This is a genomic window from Blastococcus sp. SYSU D00868, assembly GCF_054050575.1.
In genome coordinates this window covers 159,016-173,913 of sequence record NZ_JBJGZO010000001.1, presented here as the reverse complement: position 1 = coordinate 173,913, position 14,898 = coordinate 159,016, and the positions used below count along the sequence as shown (strand labels likewise).

The window sequence follows — 14,898 nt, the reverse complement described above, 5'->3', positions numbered from 1 at the left end:
CCCCCACCTCCTGCGGTGAGGGAGGACGCTCCACGATCAGGTCACCTGATCCCGGCGGGGGGCCGGCGGGTCAGGGCTCGCGGAGGTTCAGCCGCGCCTTCTCCACCGAGCGCAGCATGCGCTCCAGGGTGGTGCCGAAGTCGGCGAGCCGGGTGTCGACGTACTGCTCGACCTCGGCGCGCATCCGGGCGACGTCGGTCGCCGTCTGGGCGCCGAGCTCGTCGGCGCGGGCGACGGCGCCGCGGTAGACCTCGGTCTCGGTGACCAGCCGCTCGTGCTCCTCGGCGGCCGCGGCGAGCAGCTGCGCCCGCTGGGCCTGCGCGTCGACCAGGACGGCCTCGTGGTGCAGCCGGGCCTCCTCGACCAGCCGCGCGGCCTCGGCCTCGGCCTCGGCCAGCAGGTCCTCGGCCTCGGCCTGCGCCTGGGCGAGCAGCTCGTCGCGCTGCCGACGCGCGACGCCGAGGATCTCCTCCCGCTGCCGCCGCGCCGAGGAGACCAGCTGCTCGCTCTCCCCGCGGGTGCGGCCGGTCAGCCGCTCGGCCTCGGCCTGCGCCATCTCGAGGATCTCGGTGCGCTGCTCGACGATCCGGCCGGCCTGCTGCACCTCCTCCGGGAGGTTCTCCCGCAGCTCGTCGAGCAGGTCGAGCAGGTGGTCGCGGGGCACCATGCACGAGCCGGACATGGGCACGCTGCGCGCGTTCTCGATGACCTGGCTGAGCTCGTCGACGACGTCGTAGAGCCGGTAGACGACCTCCGTCATGACTCCTGCTCCCGCTTGGCCAGCAGCCGGTCGAGGACGGCCTTGGGCACCAGGCGGGAGACGTCCCCGCCGAAGGTGGCGATCTGCTTGACCAGGCTGGAGGACAGGTGCCCGACCTGCGGCGCGGTCGGCACGAACAGCGTCTCGATGCCGGCCAGCTCGCGGTTCATCTGGGCCATCTGCAGCTCGTACTCGAAGTCGCCGACCGCGCGCAGGCCCTTCACGATCACCGGGACGTCGTGCGCGCGGCAGTAGTCGACCAGCAGGCCGTGGAAGCTGTCGACGACGACGTTGGGCAGGTCGGCGCAGGCGTCGCGGAGCAGCTCCATGCGCTCCTCGACGGAGAACAGCCCCGCCTTGCCGGGGTTCACCAGCACCGCCACGACCAGCTCGTCGTAGAGGCCGGCGGCCCGGGAGATGACGTCGACGTGGCCGTTGGTGACCGGGTCGAACGAACCGGGGCAGACGGCGCGCCTCACGACAGCCGACCGTACCGGAGCAGGGCCTCCCCGTAGCGGCGATCGCGGATCCCGGTCAGCGGTGTCGGCCACTCCCACGGCTCCTCGCGGCTGGAGCGCTCGACGACCACGACGGCGTCCTCGGCGAGCCACCCGCCGCCGGCCAGCGCGCGCAGCACCCCGATCACGTCCTCGCTCGGTGTCGCGTACGGCGGGTCGGCCAGCACGAGGTCGAACCGGGCGGGCGGCGGGCCGGCGACGACGGTGGGCACCGACCCGGCGACCACCCGCGCCCCGGGCAGCCCGACCGCGGCCACGTTCGCCCGCAGCACCGGCAGCACCCGCGGGCCGGACTCGACGAGGACCACCGGGTCGGCGCCGCGCGACAGCGCCTCCAGGCCCAGCGCCCCGGAGCCGGCGTAGAGGTCGAGCACCGCGGCACCCTCGAGGTCGAGCAGGCCGCCCAGGCTGTTGAACAGCGCCTGGCGGGCCTTGTCGCCGGTGGGCCGCACCCCGGACGGGGGCACCGCGAGCCGCCGCCCGCCGGCCGCGCCGGCGATGAGGCGGGTCATGCCTGCTCCAGGGCCATCACGCTTTTTCGAGGTACGTGGCGCGCTCGTCGGTGGCGAGCGCGGCCACCTCCATCGCCAGGCCCGGGTGGTCGGCCAGCCCGCGCTCGGTGGCCAGCAGCGCCGTGGCCTCGGTGCGGGCCCGGGCGATGAGCTCCTCGTCCTCGAGCAGCGACAGCAGGCGGATGCCGGAGCGGCGGCCGGACTGCGCGGCCCCGAGGACGTCGCCCTCGCGGCGGGTCTCCAGGTCCAGCCGGGCCAGCTCGAACCCGTCGGAGGTGCCGGCCACGGCGGCCAGCCGCTGCCCGGTCGCCGAGTCCGGCGACGCCTCCGAGACCAGCAGGCACAGCCCCTTGTGCTTCCCCCGCGCGACCCGGCCGCGCAGCTGGTGCAGCTGGCTGACGCCGAAGCGGTCGGCGTCCATCACGACCATGACGGTGGCGTTCGGGACGTCCACGCCGACCTCGACGACGGTCGTGGCCACCAGCACGTCGGTCTCCCCCGCCGCGAACGCCCGCATCCGCGCGTCCTTGTCGTCCGGCGTCAGCCGGCCGTGCAGGACGTCGAGCCGCAGGCCGGCCAGCGGGCCGGTGCGCAGGTGCTCCGCGACGTCGAGGACCGCCAGCGGCGCCCGCCGCTCGCCGCCGTCGTCGGCCGGGGCGCCGTCGTCGTCCCCGGGCTCCTCCTCCTCGGTGCCCTTCTCCCCCTCGACCTCGCCGATCCGCGGGCAGACGACGTAGGCCTGCCGGCCGGCGGCGACCTCCTCGCGCAGCCGCTCCCAGGCCCGCTCGAGCCAGGCGGGCTTGTCCTTCGACGGCACCACGGAGCTGGCCACCCCGCCGCGGCCGCTGGGCACCTGGCGCAGCGTGGAGGTCTCGAGGTCGCCGTAGACGGTCATGGCGACGGTCCGCGGGATCGGGGTGGCGGTCATGACCAGCACGTGCGGCGGGCGGTTGCCCTTGGCCCGCAGCGCGTCGCGCTGCTCCACGCCGAAGCGGTGCTGCTCGTCGACGACGACCAGGCCGAGGTCGGCGAAGTCCACGCCCTCCTGCAGCAGGGCATGGGTGCCGATCACGATGCCGGCGCTGCCGTCGGCGACCGCGGCCCGCGCCTCCCGGCGGGCGGCGGCCCGCTGCGAGCCGGTGAGCAGCACGACCCGCGTGCCGGCCGGGTCGCCATCCAGCTCGCCCGCCCGGCCCAGCGGTCCGAGGAGCGCGGCGATGCCGCGGGCGTGCTGGGCGGCCAGCACCTCGGTGGGCGCCAGCAGCGCCGCCTGCCCGCCGGCGTCGACCACCTGCGCCATGGCCCGCAGCGCGACGACGGTCTTGCCCGCGCCGACCTCGCCCTGCAGCAGCCGGTGCATCGGCACGTCGCGGTCGAGCTCGGCCGCGAGCTCCTCGCCCACCGCGCGCTGGCCCTCGGTCAGCTCGAACGGCAGCGCGGCGTCGACCGCGTCCAGCAGCCCGCCGGCCCGCCGCGGCCGGGCGGTGCCCGGCTCGAGCGCGGCGGCCCGGCGGCGGGCGGCCAGCGTCAGCTGCAGGGTGAGCGCCTCGTCCCACTTCAGCCGCTCCTCGGCCCGCTCGACGTCGTCGGTCGACGTCGGCCGGTGGATGTCCAGCAGCGCGGCCGGGAGGCTGGGCAGCCCGTGCCGGGCGCGGATCTCCTCGGGCAGCGGGTCGGTCACGAACCCGAACCCGCCGCCGGAGTCGAGCAGCAGCTTCACCGACCGCTGGATCACCCAGCTGCTGACCTCCTTGCTCGCCGGGTAGATCGGGATGAGCGCCCGCGCCCACTCCTCGTCGTCGTCGCCGGTGATCAGGTGGAAGTCGGGGTGCGCGAACTGCTTGCTGTTGCGGTACTCGCCCACGGTGCCGGCGAACAGGCCCCACGCACCCTCGCGCAGGTGGCCGTGCCGGTGGTTGAAGAAGACGAGCTGCATGGTGCCGGCGCCGTCGCCGACGGTGACCTCGGTGAGCATCCCCCGGCGCTGGCGCATCGGCCGGGTGGCGACCTTGCGGACCTGCGCCAGCACGGTGACCCGGTCACCGACCTGCAGGTCGTCCAGCCGGGTCATCTCGCCGCGCCGGGCGTAGCGCCGCGGGTAGTGCCGCAGCAGGTCGCGCACCGTGTGCAGGCCCAGCGAGGTCGCCATGGCCTTGGCCGTCTTGGGCCCCAGCACCTTCGACAGGTCGGTGCTCAGCTCGAAGGCCACTCACTCCACCCCCACCAGCAGCGGCACCCCCGCCGCCCCGCCGTCGTACCGCACGACCTCCACGGTCGGGTGCACCACCGACAGGTGCCGGCAGGCGGCGTCGCCCAGCTCGGTGTCCTCCCCGACGACGAGCGTGGCCAGCTCCCCGCCGGCCGACAGCAGCCGGTCCAGCAGCTCGCAGGCGACCGCGACCCGGTCCGGCCCGACCACCACGACGTCCCCCTCGGCCGAGCCCAGCGTGTCGCCGGGGCGGCACCGGCCCGCGGAGGTCAGCGCCTCCTGGTCGGCGACGGTCACCTCGGCCCAGCGGGTGGCCGCGGCCGCCTCGGCCATCGTCACCACGTCGTCGCCGAAGTGCCTCGAGGGGTCGGCGACGGCGATCGCCGCGAGCCCCTGCACCGGGGACCGGGTGGGCAGGACGGCGACCTCGCGCCCCATCCCGCGGGCGCGGACGGCGGCGCGGGAGGCCAGCGCGGTCAGCCCCGCGTCGTTGGGCAGCACCACCACCGAGGCGGCGGTGGAACCGAGCACCTCGTCGAGCACGTCGTCCTCGGTGACGCCGTCCGGCCCGCAGGTGACCACGAACACGCCCTCGCCGGCGAACAGCGCGGCCAGGCCGTCGCTGGGGACCAGCGCGACCACCGCCCGGGTGCCCTGCACCGGCGCCGCGGGCGGCACGGGGGCCAGCGGGGTCACCGAGATCCGGTGCGGGCGCCCGGCCTCGATGCCGGCCTCGATCGCGGCGCCGACGTCGGCGACGTGCACGTGCACGTTCCACTCCCGGCCGGTCGGGGTGTCGACGCCGACGACGACGAGGCTGTCGCCGAGCTCGGCGAGCCGGGCCTGCAGCCGGGCGACCGCGGCCTCGTCGGTGTCGGCCAGCAGGTACTGCACCTCGCTGCCCGGGCCCGCGGGCGGCTGGTGCGGCACGTCCGGGTCGCCGGGGTGGGCGTGGCCGTGGTGCCGGTGCCCGGTCGCCGGGCCGGCGTCGCGGGCGGGGGTGCGGCGCACCAGCGGCGGGCGGGCCGGCTCGACGCCGGTGACCGTGGTGACCAGCGCGTCGAGCACCAGGCACAGGCCGGCGCCGCCGGCGTCGACCACCCCGGCGTCGCGCAGCGCCGCCAGCTGCGCGGGGGTGCCCTCCAGGGCGACCCGGGCGCCGTCGGCGGCGGCGCGCACCACCTCGGCCAGCGCGGCGCACCCGTCGGCGACGGCGGCGACGGCGGCCTCCCCGGCGGCGCGGGCGACGGTGAGGAAGGTCCCCTCCTCGGGCACCGCGACCGCGCCGTAGGCGGCCTCGGCCGCGCCCTGCAGCGCCGCGGCGAAGGCCGGCCCGTCGGCCGGCCCGGCACCGGCCAGCCGGTCGGCGAGGCCGCGCATCAGCTGGGCGAGGATGGTGCCGGAGTTGCCGCGGGCGCCCAGCACCGCGCCGCGGGCCAGGACCGCCCACGCCGACTCCGCCTCCCCCGCCTCCCCCGCCGCGTCGAGGGCGGCGAGCGCGGCCTCGCCGGTGAGCAGCAGGTTGGTGCCGGTGTCGCCGTCGGGCACCGGGAAGACGTTGAGCTCGTCGAGGCGGCCCCGGGCCTCGGACAACGCGGCGACCGCGGCCCGGCACCACCGGCCGGCCGCGGCGTCGTCCAGCACCGGCAGCACGGGCGGAGGGTACCCACGCGCACCGACGCCGCCGGGCCGCGCGACGTTCCCGGCTGGGAGCGGTTAGACTGGCCGACGGTCTGTACGCGGTCGCCGTTCCGAGCGCCGCCTGTGAAGTCGAAGATCTGGGAGTGATCCGCCGTGGCTGCCGTGTGCGATGTCTGTGGCAAGGGGCCCGGTTTCGGTATGTCGGTGTCGCACTCGCACCGCCGCACGCCGCGCCGTTGGAACCCGAACATCCAGTCCGTGAAGGCCCTCGTGGCCCCGGGCAACCGTCGCCGGATCAACGCGTGCACCTCGTGCATCCGCGCCGGCAAGGTGACCCGCGCCTGAGTGAGGACCCTCCTGCCCCCCACCGCTCGCGCGCTCGCGGTGGGCCCCTGCAGGAGGGCCTGACACCGAGGACCCCGTAGGTCACCGACCTGCGGGGTCCTTCGTCGTGCCCGGGCTCAGGAGGCGCCGATGCCCCGCGCCCGCGCGGCGAGGACGACGAGGTCCACGACGGAGTCCAGCGGCAGCGCCGTCCCGTCGACGACCAGGTGGTAGTGCCGCGCCGACGCCGGGTCGCAGCGGTAGAAGTGCCGCACGTAGGCCTCCCGCGCCCGGTCGTTGGCCTCCATCTCCCGGCGCAGCTCCTCCCGCGGCCGGCCGGAGCGGGCCACCACGGCCGCCAGCCGGCGGTCCGGCGGCCCGTCCAGGCGCACGTGCAGGGCGTCGGCGCGGTCGCGCAGCACCAGCGCGGCGGCGCGGCCGAGGACGACGCCCCCGCCGGTGTCGGCGATCTCGGTCAGCACCCGCTCGGTCTGCAGCCGGAAGGCGCCCTCGTCGGGGATGCCGGTCACCGGCAGCACCCCGCCCACCGGGTCGGGCACGCTGCCCAGCGAGGCGATCAGCCGCCACAGGCCGCGGGCGACGCGCTCGTCGTTCTCCTCGGCCTCGGCCACCGGCACGCCCAGCCGGCCGGCGACCTGGAACGGGATCGCCCGGTCGTGGAAGGGCAGCCCCAGCCGCTCGGCCACGGCGGGCGCCACCTCGGCGCCGCCGGCGCCGTAGGGGGCGGACACGGTCACGATGCCCACGACTGCTCCTCCTCCGCGGCCGGCGGGCCGGCCAGCTCCTTGCCGAGGAACACCGCGCCGGGCGAGTCGGCGTAGACGCCGTAGCCGGGCGCCGGGGTGTACCCGCGGCGCCGGTAGAGCTCGATCGCCTCGGGCTGGCGGTCCCCCGTGTTGAGCACGACCGCCGAGTGCCCGGCCGCCGCGGCGCTCGCCTCCATCGCGTCCATGAGCAGCGAGGCCAGGCCCAGCCGCCGGGCGCCCGCGGCGACGTACACCCGCTTGACCTCCACCACGCCCGGCGCGTGCACCCGCCACGCGGCGCAGCCGACCGGCTCGCCGTCCGCCTCGGCGACGAGGAACAGCCCGGCCGGCGGCCGGAACTCGGCGGGGTCGACGGCCGCCTCGTCGGGCCCGCCGTAGCGGGTCACGTACTCCCGCTGCACCGCCGCCACCAGGGCGCGGGCGACCGGCGAGTCGTAGCCGGCGGCCCGCAGCCGCACGACCCGGCCGTCGGCGAGCCGGTGCTCCCCCGACGGGGTCCCGTCACCCGAAGTGGACATGACCCGTTCCTCCTGCCCCCAGTGCCTCGGCGACCGCGGCCGCCGGCCGGCCGTCCACCCGCACACCCGGCCCGTCGCCGGCGCCGGACGAGGCGTCGAGCACGGCCCCGATCGCCGACCAGCCGGGGGGCAGGGTGGCAGACGCCGGGAAGGTGGCCAGCAGCGCGTGGTCCTCGCCCCCGGTGAGCACCCAGGCCATCGGGTCGACGCCGAGCGCCGCGCCGACCTGGGGCAGCGGGCCGGGCAGGTCCAGCGTGGCCGCCGCCAGCGCCGTCCCGTCGATCTCGATCGCCACCCCGCTCGCCTCGGCCAGGTGCGCGGCGTCGGCGAGCAGGCCGTCGCTGACGTCGCACATCGCGGTGGCGCCGGCGTCGGCCGCCGCGGGGCCGGCGGCGTAGGGCGGTTCGGGACGGCGATGCGCCCGCACCGCCGCCAGCGGGCTGCTGAAGCCCCGGCGCAGCACCGCCAGCCCGCACGCCGACCAGCCCAGCCGGCCCGCCAGCGCCAGGACGTCGCCGGGCGCGGCACCCGACCGCAGCACCGGCCGGCGGCCGCCGAGGTCGCCCAGCGCGGTGACGGAGAGGACGACGGCGCCACTGTCGGGGGCGGAGGCGACGGTGTCCCCGCCGACGACGGCCGCGCCCAGCGGGCCCGCCTCGGCGGCCAGCCCGTCGGCCACCTCCTCCAGCCAGGCGGTGGGCGTGTCGGGCGGGCAGGCCAGCCCCACCAGCAGCGCGGTGGGGACGGCGCCCATCGCGGCGACGTCGGCGAGGTTGGCCGCGGCCGCCTTGTGCCCCACGTCGGTGCCCGACGACCAGTCGCGCCGGAAGTGCCGGCCCTCGACGAGCACGTCGGTGGTGGCCACCACCCGCCCGTCCGGGGCTCGCAGCACGGCGGCGTCGTCGCCGGGGCCCACCTCGCTGACCCGCGCGACGCCGGCCCGGGCGACGACCCGGTCGATCAGACCGAACTCGCCCAGGGCCGCGACGGTCTCCGCCCGGCCGCCGGGTGCGGGAGGCCGCGTCACGGGGTGCCCCCGGTCACTGCGGTACGTTTCGGTCCGACCCGCCGGCCGGCGGTCGCACACCGGCGGCAGCGCTGCCCGAGGAAGGTTCTCCCGTGGTCCACGCCTACATCCTGATCCAGACCGAGGTCGGCAAGGCCGCGCAGGTCGCCACGACGATCGCCGAGATCGCGGGGGTCACCAAGGCCGAGGACGTGACGGGCCCCTACGACGTGATCGTGCGCGCCGAGGCCGAGACCGTCGACGAGCTCGGCCGCCTGGTGGTGGCGCGGGTGCAGTCGGTCGACGGCATCACCCGCACGCTGACCTGCCCCGTCGTCAACATCTGAGCCGCTGACCGAGCAGCCCCGCCCCGCGGGCGGCGCCGGCGACGAGCCCGACGCCCCCCGGCCCGACCCGCTGCGGCGCGCGGCCCTGCTCGTGACCGCCGTCGTCGTCCCGCTGCTGGCGGTCCTGCTCGTGCTGGTCAACGTGCGCGGGGACGACGCCGGCGACGACGACGGCTCCCCGGCGCGGGTCAGCGGCCCCACCAGCGCCCGCGACGAGCTGCCGGTGCTCGACGTGGCGGTGCCCCCGGTGACCCCCGAGGCCGACGCCGCGTGCCCCGCGTTCATGACCGACCTGCCCAACGAGCTGGCGGGGCTGGAGTCCCGGCGGGTGCGGTCGGACACCCCCTACGCCTACGCGTGGGGCGAGCCGCCGGTCGTGCTGCGCTGCGGCGTCGAGCGGCCCGCCGGGTTCGTCGTGGGCGGCCCCCAGCTGTTCGAGCTGAACGGGGTCGCCTGGTTCGTCGACGACACCGACCCCGACCAGGTCGTGTGGACCGCGGTCGACCGCTCGGTGTACGTCGAGCTGACCGTCCCCGCGGACGTCAGCAGCGGCCCGGCGATCGCCCTCGGCCCGCTGGTCACCGCCACGCTGCCCTACCGGGAGCCGCAGCCCGCCGGCTGATCAGCCGGCCAGCCGGTCCAGCTGCTCGGGGACCAGGGCGGTGACCTCGTCCGTGGCGGCCTGCACGGTGCCGGCCACCGCGCTGACGGCGACGCTGAAGACGCCGGAGGAGCACCAGGCGAAGGCCGCGGGGCCGGTCACCCGCGAGCCGGGGTCGGGGCGCTCCACGGTGAGCAGCCGGCAGCCCTCGGGCAGCTGCGCCGGGTCGTGCCGCAGCAGGCCGGCGTAGAAGTCGGCGCCGTCCGCGGCGAGGTCCCCGGCGTAGGCCGCGGCCCCGGCGGCGTCGGCGAACTGGTCGACGAACACGCTCGTCACGGTGCCGCCGGGGGTGCCCCAGAAGCGCTCCCAGCCGTAGCGGTAGCCGTAGTCCTCCAGCACGCCGCGCTCGTAGTCCGGGTCGTCGGCGTACCCGGCGACGTCCTCGATCGACTTCTCCCCCGCCGGCGGGTCGACGTCGGCGTCGGGCACCCGGGCCAGCCCGGAGGGCACCTCGGTGACCAGCAGGGCCGCCAGCTCCTCGGCGGTCTCCGGGGTGGCCGCGGCGGCGGCCGGCGCCGCGGCCCGCGCAGCGTCCCCGCCGTCCTCCGTGCCGCAGGCGGTGGCCGGGACGGCGAGCAGGGCGGCGAGCAGCGGGGCGACCGGCCGCGCGGGCCGCCGGCGGGTCACCGACCGGTCCGGGGACCGCCCGTGGGCGGGCCGGCGGCGCCGTCCAGCGCGCTGGCCACCAGCCGGTCGACGAGCTCGGGGTACGCCACCCCGCTGGCCGCCCACATCCGGGGGAACATCGAGATCGGGGTGAACCCCGGCATCGTGTTCACCTCGTTGATCACCAGCCGGTCGGCGCCGTCGGGGCCCGTGCCGAGGAAGAAGTCCACGCGCGCCAGGCCGCGGCAGTCCAGCGCCAGGAAGGCGCGGGTGGCCGTCCGCTGCACCAGCCGGGTCTGCTCGGGCGTGAGGTCGGCGGGCACGTCGAACTCGACGGCGTCCTCGAGGTACTTGGCGTCGAAGTCGTACCAGTCCGTGCCGGGCTTGAGCCGGATCTCGGCGGGCAGGCTCGCCTCCGGCGCGCCCCCCGCGGGGCCCGCGAGCACCCCGCACTCGATCTCCCGGCCCGGGACGGCGGCCTCGACGACGACCTTGCGGTCGACCGCGGCCGCGGTGGCCACCGCCTCGGGGAACTGCGCCCAGTCGGTGACTCGGGAGATGCCGATGCTCGACCCCGCGCGGGAGGGCTTGACGAACACCGGCAGGCCCAGCCGCTCGCGGGCGGCCTCGTCGAGCACCGCGGGGTCCGGGCAGAGCGCGCCCGAGGCGTCGCGCAGGACCACGTGGTCGCCCTGCGGGAGCCCGGCCGCGGCCAGCAGCTTCTTGGTGAACTCCTTGTCCATGGACGCGGCGCTGGCGAAGACGCCGGAGCCGACGTAGGGCAGGCCGCTCATCTCCAGCAGGCCCTGGACGGTGCCGTCCTCCCCGTAGGCGCCGTGCAGCACCGGGATCACGACGTCGACCTCGACCAGCTTCTCGGCGGCCGCCGCGTCCAGCGGCGCCAGCCCGCGGCCGGACGGGTCACCGACCAGCGACACCGGCGTCCCGCCGGTGACCTCGGGCAGCCGGCCGTCCTCGATCGCCAGGGCCTGGTCCGGGTCGGTCAGCACCCAGCGGCCGTCGCGGGCGATGCCCACGGGGACGACGTCGTACCGGTCGCGGTCCAGCGCGGCGAGGACGCTGCCCGCCGACACGCAGGAGATGGCGTGCTCGGCGCTGCGACCGCCGAACACCACCGCGACGCGCAGCTTCCGTGCCTGTCCGCTCATCGGGAGCGACCCTAACCGAGCGGTGCCCGGCCGCCCGGAGAGCCGCGGCGCGGGCGGTGTGGGAACCTCGTCGCCGATGTCCGAGGACCCCGCCACCGTGGCGCCCGTGGCACCCGAGGCCCAGCGGTCGCCGGGAGACGCCGGGGGTCCGCCGTTCTCCCGAGGGCTGCGGCTGGCCGGTGCCGCGGTGCACCTCTACACCGCGCTGGGCACCGTCCTCGGCTTCCTCATCGTCATCGCGGCCATCGACGGCGACGCCGAGGCGGCCCTGTGGCTGGGGCTGGCGGCGCTGTTCATCGACGGCACCGACGGGATGCTCGCCCGGCGCGCCCGGGTCAAGCAGACGATCCCCTGGTTCGACGGCGCCCTGCTGGACAACATCGTCGACTACCTGACCTACGTCTTCGCGCCCGTCGTCCTGCTGTGGACGACCGGCCACCTCCCCGACGGCCCGCTGGGGTGGGTCCTGGCGGCGCTGCCGCTGCTGGCCTCCAGCTACCAGTTCTGCCGGGTCGACGCGAAGACCGACGACCACACGTTCCTGGGCTTCCCCAGCTACTGGAACGTCGTGGCGTTCTACGCGATCGTGCTCGACGCCGGCGAGCCGGTCCTCGCGGCGTTCCTGGTCGCCTTCTCGATCCTGGTGTTCGTCCCCATCCGCTTCCTGTACCCCTCCCGCAGCGGAGCGCTGCGGACGCTGAGCCTGGTGCTGTCCGCGGTCTGGGCGGTCACCTACGCCGTGCTGCTCCTCCAGTACCCCGACCCCCACCCGCTGGTGGTCGCCGCGTCCCTGGCCTACGTCGTCTACTACTGGGCCGTCAGCTTCTACCTCACCGCGCTCGCCGCCCGGCGGCGCCGGCGCGCGGAGCGGGTCCCCGCCTGAGGGCCGCCGCCCGCGGTGTCGGCGGGCAGCTCCGCTGTCACGGTGCAGCGGAACAGGACCGCTGCGCGGTGACGGTCTGCGCGGTGACGGTCTGCGCGGTGGCGGGCTCCGCGGGCACGGCCCGAGGCGGGGTCAGTCGTGCCGGCGCGGGTCGCGCAGGACGAGCTCGACGTTGCGGTCCTGCGGGCCGCCGGCCAGGCCCGAGTGCAGGCCGGCCCAGGGCACGTTGGCCGACAGCTCCCGGTGCAGCGAGGCCAGCGCCCGCGGGTCGCGGGCGGCGGGGTCCAGCGGGTCCGGGGGCCGGGCGGGGCTGTCGTGGTCGACCATCGTGCAGACCAGCGACAGGGTGCCGTCGCCGTTGTCGAGGAACTCCACCAGCCGGGCCTGGCCGGGCCAGTCGACGACCGCGCAGGTCGTCACCTCCCAGAAGCCGCGGCCGGGCTCGGCCGGCGAGTGCCACGGCCGCACCTCGCTGACGTGGGTGTGCCCGTTGAGCCACAGGACGACGTTGGGGTGCCGGTGCAGCAGGTCGACCAGGTCGGGGCCGCCGAGCACGCCCGCCTCGCCGGCCGGGACGGCGCGGAAGGCCTCCGCCCGGGTCAGCGTGGTGGACCCGTGGTGGGACAGCAGCACCACGAGGCGGTCGGCGTTGCCGGTGACCACCCGGGTGCCGTCGGGCTCGAGGTAGGCCGAGGAGACCTCCCGCAGCCGCTCGGCCAGCCACCGGGCCTGGACGGCGTCGACCGAACCGGCGCTGCCGCCGGTCACCCGGGTGGTGTCCAGGCAGATGACGCGGACGCCGGGCAGGCCGTCCCAGGCGTAGTACGCCGTCCCGTCCCGGTAGTTGTCCGGGGTGAAGCCGTGCCCCTCCGGCGTGCCGGGGTCGGACAGGTGCGCGGCGACGAACGAGCGCCGGTCGACGATCCGCCGGTCGGCCAGCGGGGTGACCGTGCGCGACGGGGCGGTGGTGAAGACCTCCGAGGAGTGGGTGAACAGCCGGACGGCGTCCTCCAGCGGCAGGTCCGGGGCGATCTCGACCGGCTTCTGGTCGGCCAGCAGGTACTCCTGCAGGGCCGGGGTCGGCACGCCGACGCCCTGGATCAGCGCCTCGTGGTTGCCGTGGCAGCCCAGCCACGGCAGCCGCAACCCCTCGGCGGAGAAGCCGGCGAAGGCCGCCTCGAGCAGGCCCGGCCGGTGCGGGAAGCCGTGCCGGTCGCGGAACAGGTCGGGCTCGCCCTCGACGTCGGGCCGCCAGAACAGGTCGTGCGGCCAGCCCGCCGCCTGCACACCGTCGTACGCGGTCAGCCCCGCGCCGGGGTACACGACACCGCCGGCCAGCAGGTCCAGCCACAGCGACAGCTCGTTCCACTGGGCGTTGTCGATCGCGTCGCCGGTGGTGACCACCACCTGCAGCGGGTGCCCGGTGCGCGGCCCGCCGCGCACGGCGTTGAGCGTGCGCACCAGCGCGTCGATCGCGTGCGCGGTGAGCGCCTCCTGCGGCCGCTGCATCGGCACCAGCGCGGCCATCCGCGGGTCGGCGGCGAAGCGGTTGAAGAACTCGAACCGCGCCGGCGAGCAGACGTCGGCCAGCTGCATGTCGGTCACGTGCGCCAGGCAGGCGATCGCCTCCGTGCCGGTCCGCGGCGGCTCCCACGAGCCGCCGACCAGGTCGCGGCGCACCCGGTGCGGCTCGCCGGGCCGCCAGGCCAGCGCGTGGTACGGGCTGTCCCGGCCGACGCGCAGCACCTCGCCGGCCGCCAGGACCCGGTCGAGCGTCGTGCGGCTCAGCGGACACCGCCCACGGCGGCGTCGAGCGCGGTCGCGAGGTCGGCCACCACGTCGGCGGTGTCCTCGATGCCGCAGGAGAACCGCACGAACCCCGGCGGCACGGCGTCGCCGCCCCACTGGGCGCGTCGGTCGACCGTGCTGTGCAGCCCCCCGAAGCTGGTCGCCGCGGCCCACAGCCGGCCGGCCGCGACGAGCCGGGCCACCGCCGCCTCGTCGGGCAGCTCGGCCGAGACCACGCCGTTGGGCCGCAGCATCTGGCGGGCCGCGAGCGCCGCCGACGGGTCGCCCTCGAGCCACGGCCAGCGGACACCGGTGACGCCGGGGTGCGCGGCGAGCAGGCCGGCGACGGCCCGCGCGTTCTCCGCCTGCCGGGCCAGCCGCAGGTCCAGGGTCGCCATCGAGCGGTGCGCCAGCCACGCCTCGAACGGGCCGGGCGTGCCGCCGGTGCGGTCGCGCCAGCCCTTGAGCCGGTCGTGCAGGCCGTCGTCGGTCGTGCTGACGTGCCCGAGCAGCAGGTCGCTGTGCCCGGTGAGCGCCTTGGTGTCCGAGCCGACGGTGAGGTCGGCGCCCAGCGCCAGCGGCCGCTGGCCCAGCGGGGTGGCGGTGGTGTTGTCGACCGCCACCAGCGCCCCGGCGTCGCGGGCCGCCGTGGCCACCGCGGCGACGTCGCAGACGTCCAGCTGGGGGTTGCTCGGCGTCTCCAGCAGCACCAGCCGGGCGCCGCGCAGGCCGCCGCCGGCCGCGTACGCCTCGATCTCCGGCGTGGGCACGTACTCGACCCGCAGCCCGAAGCGGGTCAGCTCCTCCCGGCCCAGCACGCGGGTGGCGTAGTAGCCGTCCGACGGCAGCACGACCCGGTCCCCGGCCGCGGTGACCGCCAGGACGGCGGCGCTGATCGCCGCCATGCCGGTGGCGAAGGACAGGCAGCGGCCGCCGTCGAGCTCGCCGAGCGCCTCCTCGAGCACCCGCAGGGTCGGGTGCTCGGTCCGGGCGTAGGCGTCGGCGCCGCCGGCGCGCGGCGGCTGGTCGGCCAGGTGGAAGGGGGCGGCGAAGACCGGCGAGGGCCGCAGCGGGGCGCCCGGCACGGCCGACTCCTCCCCCGCGCGCACCGACCGGGTGCCGTCGCCCCACCCGGGGGGCAGTGCGCTCACTCCGGCTCCGTCCCGCT

16 protein-coding genes are annotated in these 14,898 nt (G+C 76.9%); 4 read left to right on the top strand and 12 right to left on the bottom strand.

Annotation, left to right across the window (positions count from 1 at the left end):
* Positions 1-70 precede the first annotated feature (70 nt).
* The 5 genes from ACI79F_RS00800 to ACI79F_RS00780 are packed head-to-tail and all read right to left on the bottom strand — an operon-like array spanning position 71 to position 5,652.
* Positions 71-760 carry a hypothetical protein gene (locus ACI79F_RS00800; RefSeq protein WP_456543698.1) on the bottom strand — a complete coding sequence of 230 codons (690 nt, stop codon included), beginning with the start codon at positions 758-760 and terminating at the stop codon, positions 71-73.
* Positions 757-1,239 carry a pantetheine-phosphate adenylyltransferase gene (gene coaD, locus ACI79F_RS00795; RefSeq protein WP_456543699.1) on the bottom strand — a complete coding sequence of 161 codons (483 nt, stop codon included), beginning with the start codon at positions 1,237-1,239 and terminating at the stop codon, positions 757-759. The genes ACI79F_RS00800 and coaD overlap by 4 nt, the downstream gene beginning before the upstream one ends.
* Positions 1,236-1,790, bottom strand: a complete 555-nt coding sequence (rsmD, locus tag ACI79F_RS00790) for a 16S rRNA (guanine(966)-N(2))-methyltransferase RsmD (RefSeq protein ID WP_456543700.1) — start codon at positions 1,788-1,790, stop codon at positions 1,236-1,238. The genes coaD and rsmD overlap by 4 nt, the downstream gene beginning before the upstream one ends.
* A 16-nt stretch (positions 1,791-1,806) precedes the next feature.
* Positions 1,807-3,999 carry an ATP-dependent DNA helicase RecG gene (gene recG, locus ACI79F_RS00785; RefSeq protein WP_456543701.1) on the bottom strand — a complete coding sequence of 731 codons (2,193 nt, stop codon included), beginning with the start codon at positions 3,997-3,999 and terminating at the stop codon, positions 1,807-1,809.
* Positions 4,000-5,652 (bottom strand): DAK2 domain-containing protein, encoded by a 1,653-nt coding sequence (locus ACI79F_RS00780; RefSeq protein WP_456543702.1) that lies wholly within the window; start codon positions 5,650-5,652, stop codon positions 4,000-4,002.
* A 141-nt stretch (positions 5,653-5,793) separates the two neighbouring features.
* Between ACI79F_RS00780 and rpmB the strand changes: the two genes are divergently transcribed.
* The gene (gene rpmB, locus ACI79F_RS00775; protein ID WP_456578857.1) at positions 5,794-5,985 is read left to right on the top strand and encodes a 50S ribosomal protein L28; all 192 of its coding nucleotides are present in this window, start codon (positions 5,794-5,796) and stop codon (positions 5,983-5,985) included.
* Positions 5,986-6,101: 116 nt separating this feature from the next.
* Here the strand turns inward: rpmB and ACI79F_RS00770 are convergent, their stop codons facing one another.
* The 3 genes from ACI79F_RS00770 to ACI79F_RS00760 are packed head-to-tail and all read right to left on the bottom strand — an operon-like array spanning position 6,102 to position 8,297.
* Entirely contained in the window at positions 6,102-6,731 is a 630-nt protein-coding gene (locus tag ACI79F_RS00770) for a cytidylate kinase-like family protein (protein WP_456543703.1), read from the bottom strand.
* On the bottom strand, positions 6,719-7,270 hold the full coding sequence (locus ACI79F_RS00765) for a GNAT family N-acetyltransferase (protein ID WP_456543704.1): 552 nt from the start codon (positions 7,268-7,270) through the stop codon (positions 6,719-6,721). The genes ACI79F_RS00770 and ACI79F_RS00765 overlap by 13 nt, the downstream gene beginning before the upstream one ends.
* On the bottom strand, positions 7,254-8,297 hold the full coding sequence (locus ACI79F_RS00760; RefSeq protein WP_456543705.1) for a thiamine-phosphate kinase: 1,044 nt from the start codon (positions 8,295-8,297) through the stop codon (positions 7,254-7,256). The genes ACI79F_RS00765 and ACI79F_RS00760 overlap by 17 nt, the downstream gene beginning before the upstream one ends.
* A 92-nt stretch (positions 8,298-8,389) precedes the next feature.
* On the opposite strand from ACI79F_RS00760, the gene ACI79F_RS00755 reads away from it, so the two are divergent.
* Positions 8,390-8,623, top strand: coding sequence for an Lrp/AsnC ligand binding domain-containing protein (locus ACI79F_RS00755; protein WP_409329754.1), 234 nt, complete (start codon positions 8,390-8,392; stop codon positions 8,621-8,623).
* Positions 8,624-8,714: 91 nt separating this feature from the next.
* Positions 8,715-9,245, top strand: a complete 531-nt coding sequence (locus ACI79F_RS00750) for a DUF3515 domain-containing protein (RefSeq protein ID WP_456543706.1) — start codon at positions 8,715-8,717, stop codon at positions 9,243-9,245.
* On the opposite strand, the gene ACI79F_RS00745 is transcribed toward ACI79F_RS00750, so the two are convergent.
* Both ACI79F_RS00745 and ACI79F_RS00740 read right to left on the bottom strand, forming a co-directional pair.
* Entirely contained in the window at positions 9,246-9,911 is a 666-nt protein-coding gene (locus tag ACI79F_RS00745; protein WP_456543707.1) for a hypothetical protein, read from the bottom strand.
* Positions 9,908-11,059, bottom strand: a complete 1,152-nt coding sequence (locus tag ACI79F_RS00740; protein WP_456543708.1) for a D-alanine--D-alanine ligase family protein — start codon at positions 11,057-11,059, stop codon at positions 9,908-9,910. The genes ACI79F_RS00745 and ACI79F_RS00740 overlap by 4 nt, the downstream gene beginning before the upstream one ends.
* A 106-nt stretch (positions 11,060-11,165) precedes the next feature.
* Between ACI79F_RS00740 and ACI79F_RS00735 the strand changes: the two genes are divergently transcribed.
* On the top strand, positions 11,166-11,942 hold the full coding sequence (locus ACI79F_RS00735) for a CDP-alcohol phosphatidyltransferase family protein (RefSeq protein ID WP_456543709.1): 777 nt from the start codon (positions 11,166-11,168) through the stop codon (positions 11,940-11,942).
* 132 nt (positions 11,943-12,074) lie between these two features.
* On the opposite strand, the gene ACI79F_RS00730 is transcribed toward ACI79F_RS00735, so the two are convergent.
* Together ACI79F_RS00730 and ACI79F_RS00725 are read right to left on the bottom strand one after the other, a co-directional pair.
* Positions 12,075-13,688 (bottom strand): TIGR03767 family metallophosphoesterase, encoded by a 1,614-nt coding sequence (locus ACI79F_RS00730; protein WP_456543710.1) that lies wholly within the window; start codon positions 13,686-13,688, stop codon positions 12,075-12,077.
* A 38-nt stretch (positions 13,689-13,726) separates the two neighbouring features.
* Entirely contained in the window at positions 13,727-14,881 is a 1,155-nt protein-coding gene (locus ACI79F_RS00725; RefSeq protein WP_456543711.1) for a cystathionine gamma-lyase, read from the bottom strand.
* Positions 14,882-14,898 lie beyond the last annotated feature (17 nt).

Bases quoted from the DNA above. Each gene is read 5' to 3' on its own strand.
- ACI79F_RS00800 (WP_456543698.1), bottom strand. From the start codon at position 760: ATGACGGAGGTCGTCTACCGGCTCTACGACGTCGTCGACGAGCTCAGC.
- rsmD (WP_456543700.1), bottom strand. From the start codon at position 1,790: ATGACCCGCCTCATCGCCGGCGCGGCCGGCGGGCGGCGGCTCGCGGTG.
- ACI79F_RS00765 (WP_456543704.1), bottom strand. From the start codon at position 7,270: ATGTCCACTTCGGGTGACGGGACCCCGTCGGGGGAGCACCGGCTCGCC.
- ACI79F_RS00740 (WP_456543708.1), bottom strand. From the start codon at position 11,059: ATGAGCGGACAGGCACGGAAGCTGCGCGTCGCGGTGGTGTTCGGCGGT.